Below are 15,289 nucleotides of genomic sequence, written 5' to 3' on the forward strand. Positions count from 1 at the left end.
GCCATGATGAACCGCTTGCTTTCCCTTATTCCCGCAGCGCTTGTCGCGCTGGTGTTCGGCTTTGTCGGTGCGTGGGGATATTCGCTCACCCCGCTGCAAGGCTCGGCTACCCGCGCCTGGCTGATGGATCATCCCGATGTCCTGAAGGACATGGCGCAGCGGTTGCAGGACCAGGAAAATGCCAAGCGGTTGGCGGGCATCCGTACCGACCTGACGACCCCGTTTCCCGGCGCGGTGCTCGGAAACCCGAAGGGAAGCGTTACGCTGGTCGAATTCAGCGATTACGGTTGCACGTTCTGCCGCCATTCGGTGCCCGACGTGCAGAACCTGATAGCCGCCAATCCCGACTTGCGGGTGGTTGTACGCGAATGGCCGATCTTCGAAGGCAGCGAAGCGGCGGCGCGGATGGCCTTGGCAGCGGCGAAGCAAGGCAAATATGCCGCGTTCCACGACGCCATGTTCTCCGGCGGCCCGCCCAGTCGCGACACGATCCTGGCGGCAGCGAAGAAGGCCGGGATCGACCTCAAGCAGGCCCAGATCGACGGGGGTTCTCCCGCCGCGACGCTCGAGCTGCAGAAGAATTACGCGCTAGCCCGCCAGATGGGCTTTGATGGCACACCGGCGTTCATCGCCGGGGATCGGGTCATTGCCGGCGCGCTGGGCGAGGCACAACTGGCCGATGCGATCGCTTCTGCACGCAATATGCGCCCGGCGGATTCGACCGAAGGGTGAGGGTCTTCCGCCGACCAGTCGCAGCGATTGCCGGCGCCCTGCTTGCCTTGCAGGTTGCTGCTCCCGCGCACGCCAGCCTGGCGCGCGACCGGGCGGATCTAGCCCAGCTCCAGGCCGAGGACCTGCGGCTGCAGGAGGTCGGCTGGAAACTTGTCACCGGCAATGCGCGGTTCTGCTCCGCACCCCATCCGGCGATCGGGCTGCTGCTCCAGGACATGGAGAACTACGCCGACCCCGCGCGGATGCGTGCTGCGACGGGTATTGCGGGTGATATCGCAGTCGAAGCGGCGATCCCGGGCTCGCCCGCGGCGCAGGCGGGGCTGGCCCCGAACGATGAAATCGTTGCGATCGACGATGCAAAGATGGCAGATCTTCCGCCAGCGGGGCCCAATGACTGGAAGCGGCTCAAGGGTCTGCACGACATGATCGATACCGACCTTGCGCGTGACGGGTCTGTGGCGATCGCCTGGCGCAGCACCAGCGATGGCAGCGCGCATTTGGCGCGTATCGTTGGTGTGCCTGCGTGTCGCAGCCGGTTCGAGCTGCTGCCGTCGAAGAGCAAGGCTGAGGCCGACGGCGAGCGGGTGCTGATCGGCAGCGGATTTTCCGCCACCGGTTATGTCGAGGATGAATTCGCCGCTGCGCTGGCGCACGAACTGGCGCACAACATCCTCCAGCACCGCGCATGGCTCGACACAGTCGGGCGCAAGATGAAGAACGTCCGCCTGACCGAGCGCGAAGCCGACCGGATGATGCCGTGGTTGCTCGCCAACGCGGGATACGATCCCAACGCCGCAGTACGCTTCTTCCAGCACTGGGGCCCGAAGCACGACGGATGGATCTTCCGCTCGCGCACGCACGACGGGTGGGATGAGCGGGCAAAGTTCGTTGCCGCCGAAATCCCCCGGATCGAGCAATTGATGACCGAAGACGGACAGGCCGACTGGCGGACACACTTTGTGCGCACCGTGCCCGCGCCGTGGCCAACAGATTAACGGTCCGGGCGCCACCTCCACTGCCAAATCTTGTCTGACGGGGCGGAGGGATTAGGTTATGACGCAACCATGGCGATGATGCTGCCACTCCGTCCGGCGCCGTTCTTCAAGAACAAGAACAGCGCATTCTGGTACCTGCAGTTTGCGGGCTGGGGCGGCGTGATGCTGCTGCGCGTGACATCCGCGCTGGCCAACGAGCAGTCGCTCGACCTGCTGCTGGTCATCATGGTCGAAATGCTCACCGGGTTCTCGATCAGCTTGATCCTGTCGGTGGTCTATCGCCAACTGATCCGCCGCCCGGCGGTGGTATCGTGGGGAGCGACGGCGCTTGTGCTGCTGCTCTCGGTGGCGACCTATGCGGCGATCGATTCGTGGCTGCAGGGAATCTACTACTCGGGCATTCGCGACTCGAGCTTTGTCCAGCGAATGGTTGCGCTCGCTTACCTCGACGGCACGCTGCTCGGCGCGTGGTCGGCGCTCTATTACGCGATCAACTTCTTCCTCCAGGTGGAAGAACAGGCCGATCGGCTCGAGCGGCTCGAGGCGCAGGCGACCAGCGCGCAGCTGGCGATGCTGCGCTACCAGCTCAACCCGCATTTCCTGTTCAACACGCTCAATTCGATTTCCACGCTGGTGTTGCTCAAGCAAACCGAGCCGGCCAACGCCATGCTCACCCGCCTTTCGGGCTTCCTGCGGCACACGCTGATATCCCAGCCGAGCGGCAAGGTGACGGTGGCGCAGGAAGTCGAGACGCTGCAACTCTACCTCGAGATAGAACGGATGCGGTTCGAGGAGCGGCTGCGGACTGCGTTCGAGGTCGAGCCCGAGGCAGCCAAGGCCTGCCTGCCGGCGATGCTGCTCCAGCCGCTGGTCGAAAACGCGATCAAATATGCCGTGAGCCCGCAAGAGGAGGGCGCGCAGATCAGCCTCACTGCGCAACTCGTCGGACAACGGCTGCGCGTGGCCGTGTCGGACACCGGCCCGGGCTTGCGCAACGCACGCCAGCGCGCCAGCTTGCCGATGGCGCTTGCGGGTGCCGGCAGGACCGTGTCGACCGGCGTGGGACTTGCCAACATCCGCGACCGGCTGGCCCAGGCTTATGGAGACGATCACCGCTTCGAGATCCGCAATCCACCCGAGGGCGGGTTTACCGTGATCATCGAGATACCCTATCAAACGGCTGCTGACGTAGCGGCCGAAACCCCGGCGGCGAAACCGGCAGCGATCCCGAGCGTTGCCGCTACGCCCACTTCCCCCTCGCGCGGACCTGCGCGCCCGATTGGAACCACACCGGCATGACCATCCGCACCCTTGTCGTCGACGATGAAAAACTCGCTATCCAGGGGCTGCAACTGCGGCTCGAAAAATTCGATGACGTCGAGATCATCGGCACGTGCGCTAACGGGCGCGAAGCGATCCGCGCGATCAAGACCGAGAAGCCCGACCTCGTGTTCCTCGACATCCAGATGCCGGGGTTCGACGGGTTTTCGGTGGTCAAGGGCGTGATGGAAATCGAGCCGCCGCTATTCGTGTTCGTCACCGCCTACGAAGAACACGCGATCCGCGCATTCGAAGCGAACGCGGTCAACTACCTGATGAAGCCGGTCGACGAGGACAAGCTCGCCGATACGATCGAGCGGGTACGCGTGCGGCTGGCGGAAAAGCGCAGCGCGGAGGATGCGGAGAAACTTCTGAGCGTGCTCAGCGAAGTCGCGCCCGAGGCGGCGGAGGAATTCGTCGATGATGATGGCAGCGAGAGCAGCGACCGGTTCGAGAAGCTGATCAACATCAAGGATCGCGGGCAGATCTTCCGCGTCGAGGTCGATTCGATCGAGCATATCGAGGCCGCGGGCGATTACATGTGCATCTACACCGGCGACAATTCGCTGATCCTGCGCGAAACGATGAAGGATCTCGAGCGGCGGCTCGACCCACGCACATTCCAGCGCGTCCATCGCTCGACGATCGTCAACCTGAACCAGGTCCGCCAGGTCCGCCCGCACACCAACGGTGAATGCTTCCTGGTGCTTGAGAGCGGCGCCGAAGTGAAGGTCAGCCGCAGCTACAGGGATGTAGTGGCCAGATTCGTACACTGATTTGCTTTTCGCGCGCCCATCCGGGCGGTCGTGCGGCCTTGCGGACCCGGCGGGTCCGTTTAGGAACGATCCGATGACACCATTCGCGCTCCCGGGTTTCGATATCGACGCCTTCGTGGCGGCCACCTTGGCTGAGGACCTCGGCGAGGGTCTTCCCGGTGGCGGGCATGACGTCACTTCGGAAAGTGTAATCCCAGCGGATGCGCGGTTTTCCGGAGTGATGGACAGCCGCGACGCGATCATCGTCGCGGGGTTGCCGGTGGCGGAGGCGTTTTTCCGCGCACTCGATCCCGAGATGGAAATCGAGATGCTGGTGGCGGAAGGAGAGGCGGTTGGTTCCGGCACCGACCTGATGCGGCTCGCTGGCAATGCCCGCGCGATGCTGACCGCCGAACGCAGCGCGCTCAACACTGTCCAGCACCTCTCGGGCATCGCCACGCTGGTCCGCGAATATGTCACTGCGATGGACAATCCCGACTGCACCCTTCTCGACACCCGCAAGACCATTCCCGGCTTGCGCCACCTCGAGAAATACGCAGTGCGGATGGGTGGCGGCAGCAACCACCGCATGGGTCTGTGGGACGCAGCGATGATCAAGGACAACCACGTACTCGTCGCCGGATCGGTCGGCGAAGCGGTGCGCCGCGCGGTCGATGCCGGAGTCACCGAGATCATCTGCGAGGTCGATCGGATCGACCAGATCGAACCGGCACTCGCGGCGGGCGCGACCCGCCTGCTGCTCGACAATATGGACCCCGCGACCTTGCGCGAAGCGGTCGCGCTGGTGGCAGGCCGTGTGCCGACCGAGGCGAGCGGCGGGATCAGCCTCGATACGATCAAGGCCAAGGCTGCGAGCGGGGTGGACTATGTATCGGTCGGCCGCCTGACCCAAAGCGCGCCCGCGGCGGATATCGGACTGGACTTCACTGCCCTGTGAGGGTGCTGATTGCCCTCGCCTTGCTGGCCTTGCCGGTGCCTGCCTTAGCCCAGGCCTACCAGTGCCGGGTGCCGCAATCGGTTTCGGTGCCGCAGGTTCATCCTGACGGGCCGACACGGCGGGTGCCGGTCGCAGGCTACACGCTGGCGCTCAGCTGGAGCCCCGAGTTTTGCAAGCCGCGCAAGTCGAGCGCGCGCGACGCGATGCAGTGTTCGGGCCGCAACGGGCTGTTCGGCCTGGTGGTGCATGGGCTGTGGCCGGAGGGGCGCGGGACGTGGCCTCAATGGTGCCCGACTCCGCGCAAACTCGCTCCATCCGAAGTACGGCGCAATCTGTGCATGATGCCCTCCGCGCGGGTGCAGGCGAACGAGTGGGCCAAGCACGGCGCATGCATGATCCGCACGCCGGAAGGATACTTCGAGGTCACTCGCATCCTGTGGGAGGGCTTGCGCAAGCCCGATCTCGACCGTCTCTCGCGTGACCCGGACCTAACCGCAGGCAAACTGCGCGATGCGTTTACCCTCGCCAATCCCGACTGGCCGCGCAGCGCAGTGGGGATCGTGCTCAACAGGCGCGGCTGGCTCCAGGAATTGCGGTTATGCTACGCGAAGGACTTCATGCCCACCACCTGCGACCGGCGGCGCTTCGGCCCGAACGACGCCGTGAAGGTGAAAATCTGGCGAGGGCTTTAGTCAACGCCGCTCGCGGAAGAATTCCCTCAGCAGTTCTCCAGCTTCGCCCTCGCCGATGCCGCTTACCACTTCGGGGCGGTGCAGGCAGCCCGGCTGGTCGAACACCCGCGCGCCGTGGGCGACCGCGCCGCCCTTGGGGTCTGGTGCACCGTATGTGACGCGGGCGATTCGCGCGTGGACGATCGCCCCGGCGCACATCGCGCACGGTTCCAGCGTTACGAACAGTTCGCACCCGGCCAGCCGCTCGTCGCCGAGCGCCCTGGCTGCGGCGCGAATCGCTGCGATCTCGGCATGGGCAGTGGGATCGTGGGTGGCGCGCGGTGCATTGCGACCTTCGCCGATCACCTTCCCGTCCTTGACCACCACCGCGCCGACCGGCACTTCGCCTGCCTCCGCAGCCTCGGCAGCGAGCGCGAGTGCGCGTTTCATCGGTTCGGGCAAAGGCCAGCGGGTCATGCGGCGAAGCGGTAGCGCGATGCTTGACGATTCGCGAGCCTCTCGCTATGCGCGCGCCTTTCCCGGACTACCGGCAACCATTTACGAACGAGATTGATCATGTCGCGCATCTGCGAACTGACCGGCAAGGGCCGCCAGGTCGGCCACAACGTGAGCCACGCCAACAACAAGACCAAGAAGGTCTTCCTGCCCAACCTGCAGAACGTCACGCTGATGAGCGAGAGGCTCGATCGCAGCTTCAAGTTCCGCGTGTCGACCCAGGGCCTGCGCTCGGTCGAGCACAACGGCGGGCTGGACAACTGGCTGCTCAAGACCAGCGACAGCAAGCTCAGCGCCCGCGCGCTGAAGGTGAAGCGCGAGCTGAAGAAAGCCGCAGCTGCCTGATTGCTGCCTCCCTCGATTGAGGGAGCGGATTTTGAAAAGGCGCGCGATGGGGCAGGCCCGTCGCGCGCCTTTCGCGTGTCAGGAGGCCGCCTGATCCGGCTGCCAGTGCAACTTGAGCAGCAGGGTGCGCTGGAGCACCAGCATCCGGTTGTCGTCGGAAATCAGCCACAACGTCACGCCCGGCCCCTGACCATCGGGCAGGATCGCCAGCCCTTCGTAATTGTCGGTAGGGAGCGGCGGTTGCAGTTTCGCCAGCACCCGGCCCTGCCACGGGGCATCGCGCGACAGCGTGCGCGGATCGTAGATCGCCAGCCGCCCGGTAAAATGCAGCAGCGGCAGGAAGTGCGTCTTGCGCATCAGCACCATCACCCGGCCATCGGGCAATTGCGCCATGTCGACCGGGCGATAGCCCTGCGGGGTGAGCATTGTCAGCTTCGTCGGGCGCACCCCGCTCACCGGATCGCCGGGAAACACCAGCAGCGTGTGGAGGTCGCCGTCGGCGGTGCGGCTGGAAATCGCTTCGGACGAAACGAGGAACCGCCCGTCGCCAAGTCGCACCATCCCTTCCGCGCCGGTGTTGTCGGGCCAGTTGCGCATCGCCGCGGGGCGGATGGCCTTCGCTTCCTTGCCGTCAAGGTCGAGCCGAGCGATCGCATTGATCCATTCGAACCCGCCCCAAATCTGCCCGGTGGTGGGATCGCGGGTAAGCGATTCGAGGTCGGACAGTCGCTTGTCGGCATAGTTGCGCGTCACCGGGTGGAACACGCCGCGCTCGCGCACCGGCTCTGCGCCGCCGGGCATCGCGAAGCGCAGCGTCCATCCGCGATCGGCGCCGGCGAACAGCGTCGTGCGGTCGAGCGCGAGTAGCGCCGAATACCCGCCGAACCAGAAATTGCCGCTGTCGACCCGCCATGCCCCTTCGACAGCGAATGGGCCGAGTGTTCTCTGTTCGAGCGGCAGCGGGGTCAGCGTGATGGTTGGCGAATGGTCGCGTTCGGGCTCGGGCGCGCGCAACCAGGTTCCCGAGGCAAGGGCGAGCACGACGACCACAATCGCCGCGAGGCGCCAGCGCCGCACGCGGAGTCGCACCCGGGCCAGCTTCACATTGGCGGCAGGAACAGCAGCGGATCGAGCCGCGCGTCGCGCCATTTGATCGACCAGTGCAAATGCGGGCCGGTCGCGCGCCCGGTCATCCCGATATAGCCGAGCAGTTGACCCTGCTTGACGTGATCGCCGACCTTTACAACCAGCTTAGAGGCGTGGAGGAACGCGCTGTTGAGTCCGTGCCCGTGGTCGATCATCAGCAGGTGGCCCTCAAGGCTGAACGGCTCGTCTTCTGCCGCGAGCACAACCACTCCGTCCGCTGGCGCGACGAACGGTGTGCCGCTCTCACCCGTCGCGATGTCGAGCCCGGTGTGATAGCTGCCCGGCACACCCTGGTAGATCCTCTGCGAGCCGAACCTGCCGGAAATGCGCCCCTTTACGGGCCAGATGAAATGTTGCTCCCATCCGTCGCTGGCGTGCTCTTCGGCGCGCGCAGCCTTGATCTGCGCCAGTTCGGGGAGGCGAATCGCCATGAATGCCGCGCTCGGCTCGCCCTTGTGCATCGGCACGTTGACCCGCTCGATCTGCCATTCGCGCGGTTTGACGGCCAGCGAATCGGAGACCGTCTGCCCGTCGGCGAGCGTCGCCGTCAGCGTCGCACTGGTGCCTGCATTGCGGTCGAACCCGGCGAAAAACCTGCCCTGCGAATCGAGCTTGAGCGGTTTTCCATCGAACGTCGCCGACACCGCTCCAGCCGGGGCCAGCCCGCGGATCCAGCCGCCCTGTTCGACATTGCCCTGGAAGCGGAACACTTCCGCACGGGCGGAGTTCGCGTCGGCTGGTGTCGAGGCATTGCTTTCTGCCGCCACTCCATTGCTTCCTGCGCACGCCGCCAGCAAGACGCCCGTCGCTGCAAGGCAGACCAGGATGGCCGGCTTCATTCGTCGAGCATGCGCCGGGTGGCTACCTCGGCGGTGGCGTAGGCCTCCTGCCGGGTGACGCTCCAGTAGCGCAATTCCTCGAGCGGGACGGGCACGCCGCTTACAGCGCACAGCACATACTTGCCCGGGCGCATGACGCGAAAGCCGTTGGGGCCATAGATCAACTGGGCGGCGGGATCGCCGGATTTCATCAACATGGCGTGCGTCTTAGCAAGTCAGCCCTCGCCGAACAAATCATCCTGCACCGGGCGTTGCCTGGGCGGGACGGGGCGAGGCTTCTGGCGCTTTGCCGTGGGTGGCGGTCCGTCGTTCGGGACAACGCCGAGCTCGCCATCCCGGAAGCGCAAGGTAAGCGCGTCCTCCTTCCGCGCCAGCGCCGCATCGGTCAGCGTCCGTCCGTCGGTGGTTGTGACCCTCGCATAGCCGCGTTGGAGCACCGCGTCGGGATCGAGCGAGGCCATCAGCCGGGCGGTGGCCTCGAGCCGGTCGCGCGCGCGATCGAGGCGTGACTTGAGCAGCGGGGCGGAGAGGCGTGCGCGGTCGGACTGGAGCCTGTCGCGTGCGTTCGCTGCCCGATCCGCCAGACCGCGCCGCAACCGCTCGGTGAGCTCGTCGAGCTTCTGCGCTTGCGGCTGGAGCAGCGCTTCGATCTTTGGCAGGCGGTCGGCGCGCGCGGCGAGCCGTTCGCGTCCGAGCGCGACGGGCCGCAGGATCGCGCGCTGTTGCCGCCCGGCAAAGTCGAGCAGCACCGCGGCAAGTTCGGCGCGGACGGGCACAGCGATTTCCGCCGCCGCGGTAGGGGTCGGCGCGCGGCGGTCGGCGGCGTAGTCGGCCAGCGTGGTATCGGTTTCGTGGCCCACCGCAGAAATAACCGGAATGGTACATTCTGATATTGCGCGAACCACAACTTCCTCATTGAAGCCCCACAGATCCTCGATCGAGCCGCCGCCGCGCGCAACGATCACGAGGTCGGGGCGCGGGACCTGCCCGCCCTCGGGCATGGCGGAGAATCCGCGCACCGCCGCAGCGACCTGCTCGGCCGAGCCTTTCCCCTGCACCAGCACGGGCCACACGATCACGTGGCTGGGGAAGCGATCCGCCAGCCGGTGCAGGATGTCGCGAATCACTGCACCTGTGGGGCTGGTGACCACCCCGATCGTGCGCGGCAGGAACAGGAGTGGCCGCTTGCGTTCGGGGGCGAACAGCCCTTCCGCGCCGAGCCGCTGGCGCAGCTTCTCGAGCAATGCGAGCAGCGCGCCTTCACCGGCCAGTTCGAGCCGGTCGATCACAATCTGGTATTTCGAGCGGCCGGGGTATGTCGTCAGCTTGCCGCTGGCGATTACTTCCAGCCCATCCTCGGGGGCGAACGCCAGCCGCTCGGCATTGCCGCGCCACATCACCCCGTCGATCACCGCCTTGTCGTCTTTCAGCGCGCAATAGAGATGCCCGCTGGCCGCGCGCTTCACGCCGGAAAGTTCGCCGCGTAGCCGCACGAATCCGAAACTTTCCTCTACCGTCCGCTTCAGCGCAGCGGAAAGTTCGCTGACCGAAAGCGGCTCGGCGTTGTCCCCGGCGCGCCCCTTCGCTACCAGCCCGCCAGCACCTTCATCTGAATCTTCGGGAGCGGCCATGAATATCCTTCTGCTGGGCGGTGGCGGACGCGAACATGCACTGGCGTGGAAGTTGGCCAAATCGCGGCTGCTCGCCGGGCGTGACGATACCCTCTACGCCGCGCCGGGCAACCCGGGGATTGCCGACCATGCCCAGTTGGTTGCACTCGATGCGAGCGATCATGGCGCAGTGATTGCGTTTTGCGACGGGCACGGTGTGGGCTTGGTGGTGGTCGGCCCGGAGGCTCCGCTGGTCGATGGCCTCGGCGATAGCTTGCGCGAAGCGGGCATTGCGGTGTTCGGCCCGAGCAAGGCGGCAGCCCAGCTCGAGGGCAGCAAGGGCTTCACCAAGGACCTGTGCCAGCGCGCCGGGATCCCGACCGCCGGATACGTGCGCGCCACTTCGCTCAACAACGCGCTTGCCGCGCTTGAAAACTTCAACCCTCCCTATGTGCTGAAAGCCGACGGCCTAGCGGCGGGCAAGGGTGTGGTGATCGCTGAAACCCGCACCGATGCCGAAGCGGCGCTGGCCGAGATGTTCGGCGGGCAGTTCGGCGAAGCCGGGGCCGAAGTCGTGATCGAGGAATTCATGACCGGCGAGGAAGCGAGCTTTTTTGCGCTAACCGACGGCGCAAGTGTGATGACGTTCGGCTCTGCCCAGGATCACAAGCGGGTTGGCGAAGGCGATACCGGGCCGAACACCGGCGGGATGGGCGCCTATTCGCCAGCCCGCATACTCGACCCGATCACCCGCGGGCAAGTGCTCGAACGGATCATCGCCCCTACCGTGCGCACCCTTGCCGATGAGGGAACTCCCTATTCGGGGGTACTTTTTGCTGGCCTGATGCTGACCGAACACGGCCCGAAGTTGATCGAATACAACTGCCGCTTCGGCGATCCCGAATGCCAGGTGCTGATGATGCGGCTCGAAGACGACCTCGGCGAACTGCTGCTGGCCTGCGCCGAGAACCGCCTCGGCACTATCCAGCGGGTTCACATGCGATCGGAAACTGCGCTCACGGTCGTGATGGCGGCCGAGGGCTATCCCGGCACGCCGCAAAAGGGCGGCGCGATTGACCTGGGCGAAGCAGAGGAAGACGGCGCGAAGGTGTTCCATGCCGGCACCGCGCTGAAGGATGGCCAGTTGGTCGCCAGCGGCGGGCGCGTGCTCAACGTAACCGCGCTGGGAGAAACCGTCACCGAGGCGGCCGCCGCGGCATACGGAGCGGTCGATGAGATTGAAGCCCCCAGCCTGTTCTGCCGTCGCGACATTGGTTGGCGGGAAATCGCCCGCGAAGCCGCTGCCAGATCGGGCAAGGCAAGCTAGCCGCTTGACCGCCGCCCGCCGCGGCCCCATCGCAAGCAGGCATGGCCGACGGACCTGATACAGCCCCAGCGCGCAGCGGCATGATGGCCACGGGCGGCACGCTCGCTCCGTTCGGATACCCGGCGTTCCGCGCAATCTGGATCGCCAACCTTGTTTCCAACCTCGGCTCTATGATCCAGGCGGTTGCGGCTGCGTGGTTGATGACCGACCTAACGAAATCGCACGTCCTGATCGCGCTGGTGCAGGCTTCGGCAACCTTGCCGATCATGGCGTTCGGGGTATTCGCCGGCGCAATCGCCGACAATTTCGACCGCCGCCGGGTGATGCTCGCGGCGCAGATCGGGATGCTGGTGGTGTCGGCGATCCTCACGTTCGTCAGCTGGGCCGGGGCGATCACACCATGGAGCTTGCTTGGTTTCACCCTGATGGTCGGGATCGGCACCGCGCTCAACGCACCTGCGTGGCAGGCATCGGTGCGTGCGCAAGTCGGACGGCGGGACCTGCCACAAGCGATCAGCCTCAACACGATCGCGTTCAACCTGGCGCGCAGCGTTGGGCCAGCGCTCGGCGGCTTGTTGATCTCGATCTGGAGCGTGACGCTGGCGTTCGGCCTCAATGCGCTCAGCTACACCTTGCTGATCGTGGTGCTCTTGCGGTGGAAACCGCAACTAAGCGCTCCCGCGCGTGAGCCGATGCTCGCTTCGATCGCGGCGGGGATTCGCTTCAGCGCCGGGTCGAGTCCCTTGCGCCGGGTGCTGCTGCGTGGCTTCTGCCTCGGCTTTGGATTCGCCGCCTATTCGGCGCTGCTGCCGGTAATCGTCCGCAATCGGCTCCACGGCAACGAGATCGATTATGGCCTGATGCTCGGCGCGTTCGGGATTGCTTCGATCGTGTCGGCACTGTTCGTCTCGAATCTGCGGCGCCGGATCGGATCGGAGGCGGTGGTCGGAGCCGGTACGCTGGCGTTCACCATCGGATACCTCATCCTGCTCAACGCCGCGACAATACCAATGGCCCTACCCGCCGCATTCGTCGCCGGGTCGGGTTGGGTGATGGCGCTGACCTCGATCAACGTCGCGGTCCAGATGCGCGCGCCGGAGAACATCCTCGGGCGCTGCATGTCGCTCTACCAGGCGATAACGTTCGGCGGGATGGCACTAGGCGCATGGAGTTGGGGCACGGTGTCGGAACACACTACCATACCGGTCACGTTGGCGCTTGCAGGAGGCTGGCTGATGACTTCACTGGTGATCCTGCGGCTGTTCGCCCCGATGCCGGTGCGCGGCGAAGGCGTGGCGGCGGAGTAGGGCCGGATTGCTTTGGCCCGCCCCATCTTGTGCGCGGGCTTCGGAGAGCTTTGATGCCTGCGCGGTGTCGTGCGTTAGAGGTCGCGAACTTACCATGGGGGCGATGCCATGATAATCCCGGTGCTTGTCGAGCGAGACATTCCAGAGGCTATTGCGTTTCATACCCGTGTGCTCGATTTCGAACTGGCCTTTGCCGCCCCGCCAGAGGCTCCCTTCTACGCCGTACTTCATAGAGGGAGCGACGAACTTCACCTGAATCTCTCGCCGGATGGGAGACGAGCTGGCGGTGCGTCGTTCATCGTTGTCTGCGAGAATGTTGACGCCTTGTTTGCCTCGTTTGTCGCTCGGGGCCTGTCGGTCCCGAAAAGAGCGAATTCACCGGCCCATGAAGGCCCGATTGATCAGAGCTGGGGCACGCGTGAATTCTATGTCGATGACCCCAGCGGCAACACTGTAGTATTCCAGCAGCGGTGACCGTCGGAAACTTGCTCAGCCCAGCTTTTCCGCCATCAACTGATTGAGGTCCGCCTCCGGGCGGGCACCGTAGTGGCTGATGATTTCGGCGGCTGCGATTGCACCGCGCCTGAGGCAGCGCTCGAGCGGCTCACCACGCACGTGGCCATAAAGGAACCCGGCCGCGAACAGATCGCCCGCCCCGGTCGTGTCGACCACTTCGTCGATCGGCTCGGCAGCGACTTCCGCGCGCACGCCATCAGCCACAGCCACCGCGCCATCGGCGCTTCGCGTCACGACCAGTGTCGGCACCTTGCCGTGGAGGGCGGCGATTCCGGCCTCGAAATCGTTGGCCCCGGTCAGCGCTTCGAGTTCGTGATGGTTGGCGAACAGGATGTCGATCAGTCCGTCCTCGATGAGCGCGCGGAAGTCGTCGCCGTGGCGGTCGATCACGAACACTTCTGACAAGGTGAAGGCCACCTTGCGGCCTGCCGCTCTCGCGGCCTCGATCGCGCGGCGCATCGCCGCGCGCGGCTCTTCCGGATCCCACAGGTAACCCTCGAGGTAGAGCACGCTCGCAGCCGCTACGGCTTCGTCGTCGAGTGAAGCAGGCGGGAGGAACTGGCTCGCGCCGAGGAACGTGTTCATCGTCCGCTGTGCGTCGGGCGTGACGAAGATCAGGCAACGCGCGGTTGGCGGGTCCTCGGCCCGCGGCGGGGTATCGAAATCGATCCCTACGGCGCGGATATCGTGCGCGAACACCGCGCCGAGCTGGTCGTCGGCCACCTGGCCGATAAAGGCGCATTGCGCGCCAAGCGCTGAGAGGCCAGCGAGCGTATTCGCCGCCGATCCGCCGGATATCTCGCGTGCCGGGCCCATCGCCTGGTACAGTCGCTCGGCTCCTTCGGCGTCCACCAGCGTCATCCCGCCCTTGTTGAGTTCGAGCTCTTCGATAAGCTCTTCGCTGCACGGGGCCATCACGTCGACGATAGCATTGCCGATCGCGATTACGTCGTAGCGGGGCTTGGTCATGGAATTCCTGCGATTGGGGAGAGAAGGGAGTAAGCGCTGCGCCTAGCCGCTGCGGGCGCTCACGCCAAGGCCGCAATGCGGCGGATTGACTTGCGGCAAAGGCTCGCCGAGACAACCCGGGAATGACGGGCGTTTTCCATGCATTTGCCATGGCCTTCGGGCAATTGGGCGACCGGTCGATCCTGTCGGTCCTCGCGCGATCGGTGGCGATCACCCTGGCTGCCTTCGTGCTGCTCGGGGTGGGCGCCTGGTATGGTTTTGCCGCTCTTCTGGCGCACTACGGCGTGGCGTGGAACGATACGCTGGGTGCACTGGGCGCCATCTTGCTGACGGCGCTCGGCGGATGGCTATTGTTCCGGCTGGTCGCACTCGCGGTCCTGCAATTCTTTGCCGACGACATCGTGAAGGCGGTCGAGGCACGGCACTATCCCGATGCCCTCGCGACCCGGCGCGACCTGCCATTTGCCGACGATCTTGCCAATTCGATGGGGGGTTTGCTTCGCGCCCTTGTCGCTAACCTCGTTGCGCTGCCATTCGCGCTCTTGCTGCTGGTGACAGGGGTGGGCACTGCGATCCTGTTCTGGGCGGTGAATGCGTGGCTGCTCGGCCGCGAGTTGACCGACATGGTCCGGCTCCGCCACCGGGCGTCGGCAGAGAGCGGTTTGCCGCTGCCCGGCTTGACGCGGTTCGCGCTGGGCGGAATTGTCGCAGCGCTCATGCTGGTGCCGTTCGCCAACCTGCTCGCTCCTGTGATCGGCGCGGCGACTGCCACCCATCTCGTCCATTCCCGCAAGACTGCCAGGTAAAAGCACACCGATGATCCGGGCGATCGCCCCTCTTGCCGCCACGTTCCTGCTCGCCGCATGCGGCGCAGCGGTGCCGACGCACATCAATTCGGCCTCCCCACCGCAGCGAAACAATCCGGCCCGCACGCCGAAGGTCACTTACACCCCGGCCACCCGTCCGCCGCCGCCTGCCGGGGACGGATTCGTGCCGCCGCAAGTGATGAGGTCCGCCGGGCTCGAAGGCGTGATCGGCGCGAACAAGGCCGCGCTCGAACGCGAATTCGGCACACCGCGGCTCGACGTGTGGGAAGGCGATGCGCGCAAGCTGCAGTTCTCCGGCGAGGCTTGCGTGCTCGACGTCTATCTCTACCCGCTAAAGCCGGGAGCGGAACCGACCGCTACCTATGTCGACGCGCGGCGCGCGAGTGATGGGCTCGACGTCGACCGGGCAGCATGCGTCAGAGCTCTCAAGCGATAGCGACCAGCGAGAGATAGCGG

Annotated in this window: 18 protein-coding genes; 12 read left to right on the forward strand and 6 right to left on the reverse strand. The window is 65.6% G+C overall.

Annotation, left to right across the window (positions count from 1 at the left end; translation table 11 throughout):
• Window positions 1-3: 3 nt before the first annotated feature.
• The 6 genes from CJO11_RS08700 (at window position 4) to CJO11_RS08725 (ending at window position 5,452) form a co-directional block, all read left to right on the forward strand.
• Window positions 4-732, forward strand: coding sequence for a DsbA family protein (locus CJO11_RS08700; RefSeq protein WP_240504392.1), 729 nt, complete (start codon window positions 4-6; stop codon window positions 730-732).
• The gene (locus CJO11_RS08705; protein ID WP_240504393.1) at window positions 729-1,727 is read left to right on the forward strand and encodes a PDZ domain-containing protein; all 999 of its coding nucleotides are present in this window, start codon (window positions 729-731) and stop codon (window positions 1,725-1,727) included. The genes CJO11_RS08700 and CJO11_RS08705 overlap by 4 nt, the downstream gene beginning before the upstream one ends.
• A gap of 69 nt (window positions 1,728-1,796) precedes the next feature.
• Complete coding sequence (locus tag CJO11_RS08710) at window positions 1,797-3,026, forward strand: sensor histidine kinase (RefSeq protein ID WP_095012357.1); 1,230 nt, start codon at window positions 1,797-1,799, stop codon at window positions 3,024-3,026.
• On the forward strand, window positions 3,023-3,823 hold the full coding sequence (locus CJO11_RS08715; RefSeq protein WP_095012358.1) for a LytR/AlgR family response regulator transcription factor: 801 nt from the start codon (window positions 3,023-3,025) through the stop codon (window positions 3,821-3,823). The genes CJO11_RS08710 and CJO11_RS08715 overlap by 4 nt, the downstream gene beginning before the upstream one ends.
• A 73-nt stretch (window positions 3,824-3,896) precedes the next feature.
• The gene (gene nadC, locus CJO11_RS08720; protein ID WP_095012359.1) at window positions 3,897-4,760 is read left to right on the forward strand and encodes a carboxylating nicotinate-nucleotide diphosphorylase; all 864 of its coding nucleotides are present in this window, start codon (window positions 3,897-3,899) and stop codon (window positions 4,758-4,760) included.
• Window positions 4,761-4,762: 2 nt separating this feature from the next.
• Window positions 4,763-5,452, forward strand: coding sequence for a ribonuclease T2 family protein (locus tag CJO11_RS08725; protein ID WP_240504395.1), 690 nt, complete (start codon window positions 4,763-4,765; stop codon window positions 5,450-5,452).
• Here the strand turns inward: CJO11_RS08725 and tadA are convergent, their stop codons facing one another.
• On the reverse strand, window positions 5,453-5,908 hold the full coding sequence (gene tadA, locus CJO11_RS08730; RefSeq protein ID WP_095012360.1) for a tRNA adenosine(34) deaminase TadA: 456 nt from the start codon (window positions 5,906-5,908) through the stop codon (window positions 5,453-5,455). It abuts the gene before it with no gap.
• Between the two features lie 99 nt (window positions 5,909-6,007).
• On the opposite strand from tadA, the gene rpmB reads away from it, so the two are divergent.
• Entirely contained in the window at window positions 6,008-6,292 is a 285-nt protein-coding gene (rpmB, locus tag CJO11_RS08735; RefSeq protein WP_095012361.1) for a 50S ribosomal protein L28, read from the forward strand.
• Window positions 6,293-6,370: 78 nt separating this feature from the next.
• Here the strand turns inward: rpmB and CJO11_RS08740 are convergent, their stop codons facing one another.
• The 4 genes from CJO11_RS08740 to xseA are packed head-to-tail and all read right to left on the reverse strand — an operon-like array spanning window position 6,371 to window position 9,908.
• Window positions 6,371-7,441 (reverse strand): esterase-like activity of phytase family protein, encoded by a 1,071-nt coding sequence (locus CJO11_RS08740; protein WP_095012362.1) that lies wholly within the window; start codon window positions 7,439-7,441, stop codon window positions 6,371-6,373.
• A complete protein-coding gene (locus CJO11_RS08745; RefSeq protein ID WP_095012363.1) occupies window positions 7,393-8,277 on the reverse strand; it encodes a M23 family metallopeptidase in 885 nt (294 codons plus the stop codon). Before CJO11_RS08745 ends, CJO11_RS08740 begins: the two co-directional genes overlap by 49 nt.
• Window positions 8,274-8,474, reverse strand: a complete 201-nt coding sequence (locus CJO11_RS08750; protein ID WP_095012364.1) for a DUF2093 domain-containing protein — start codon at window positions 8,472-8,474, stop codon at window positions 8,274-8,276. Before CJO11_RS08750 ends, CJO11_RS08745 begins: the two co-directional genes overlap by 4 nt.
• An 18-nt stretch (window positions 8,475-8,492) precedes the next feature.
• The gene (xseA, locus tag CJO11_RS08755) at window positions 8,493-9,908 is read right to left on the reverse strand and encodes an exodeoxyribonuclease VII large subunit (protein WP_095012365.1); all 1,416 of its coding nucleotides are present in this window, start codon (window positions 9,906-9,908) and stop codon (window positions 8,493-8,495) included.
• Between xseA and purD the strand changes: the two genes are divergently transcribed.
• The 3 genes from purD to CJO11_RS08770 all read left to right on the forward strand — a co-directional run bounded on the left by purD (window position 9,907) and on the right by CJO11_RS08770 (window position 12,995).
• Window positions 9,907-11,214 carry a phosphoribosylamine--glycine ligase gene (gene purD / locus CJO11_RS08760; RefSeq protein ID WP_095012366.1) on the forward strand — a complete coding sequence of 436 codons (1,308 nt, stop codon included), beginning with the start codon at window positions 9,907-9,909 and terminating at the stop codon, window positions 11,212-11,214. The two genes, xseA and purD, sit on opposite strands and share 2 nt — an antisense overlap.
• A 41-nt stretch (window positions 11,215-11,255) precedes the next feature.
• Window positions 11,256-12,521 (forward strand): MFS transporter, encoded by a 1,266-nt coding sequence (locus tag CJO11_RS08765; protein ID WP_095012367.1) that lies wholly within the window; start codon window positions 11,256-11,258, stop codon window positions 12,519-12,521.
• A gap of 108 nt (window positions 12,522-12,629) precedes the next feature.
• Window positions 12,630-12,995 (forward strand): bleomycin resistance protein, encoded by a 366-nt coding sequence (locus CJO11_RS08770; RefSeq protein WP_095012368.1) that lies wholly within the window; start codon window positions 12,630-12,632, stop codon window positions 12,993-12,995.
• 15 nt (window positions 12,996-13,010) lie between these two features.
• Here CJO11_RS08770 and CJO11_RS08775 read toward each other — a convergent pair whose 3' ends face one another.
• Window positions 13,011-14,006, reverse strand: a complete 996-nt coding sequence (locus CJO11_RS08775) for an adenosine kinase (protein ID WP_095012369.1) — start codon at window positions 14,004-14,006, stop codon at window positions 13,011-13,013.
• Between the two features lie 122 nt (window positions 14,007-14,128).
• Here CJO11_RS08775 and CJO11_RS08780 point away from each other — a divergent pair, with 122 nt between their 5' ends.
• Window positions 14,129-14,812, forward strand: coding sequence for an EI24 domain-containing protein (locus CJO11_RS08780; RefSeq protein WP_095012370.1), 684 nt, complete (start codon window positions 14,129-14,131; stop codon window positions 14,810-14,812).
• 10 nt (window positions 14,813-14,822) lie between these two features.
• Window positions 14,823-15,269: a hypothetical protein gene (locus CJO11_RS13410; RefSeq protein WP_240504398.1), complete on the forward strand. Its 447-nt coding sequence runs from the start codon at window positions 14,823-14,825 to the stop codon at window positions 15,267-15,269.
• The last annotated feature ends 20 nt before the right edge of the window (window positions 15,270-15,289 follow it).

The sequence above is a fragment of the Tsuneonella mangrovi genome, from assembly GCF_002269345.1.
In the GTDB taxonomy this organism is placed as follows: domain Bacteria; phylum Pseudomonadota; class Alphaproteobacteria; order Sphingomonadales; family Sphingomonadaceae; genus Tsuneonella; species Tsuneonella mangrovi.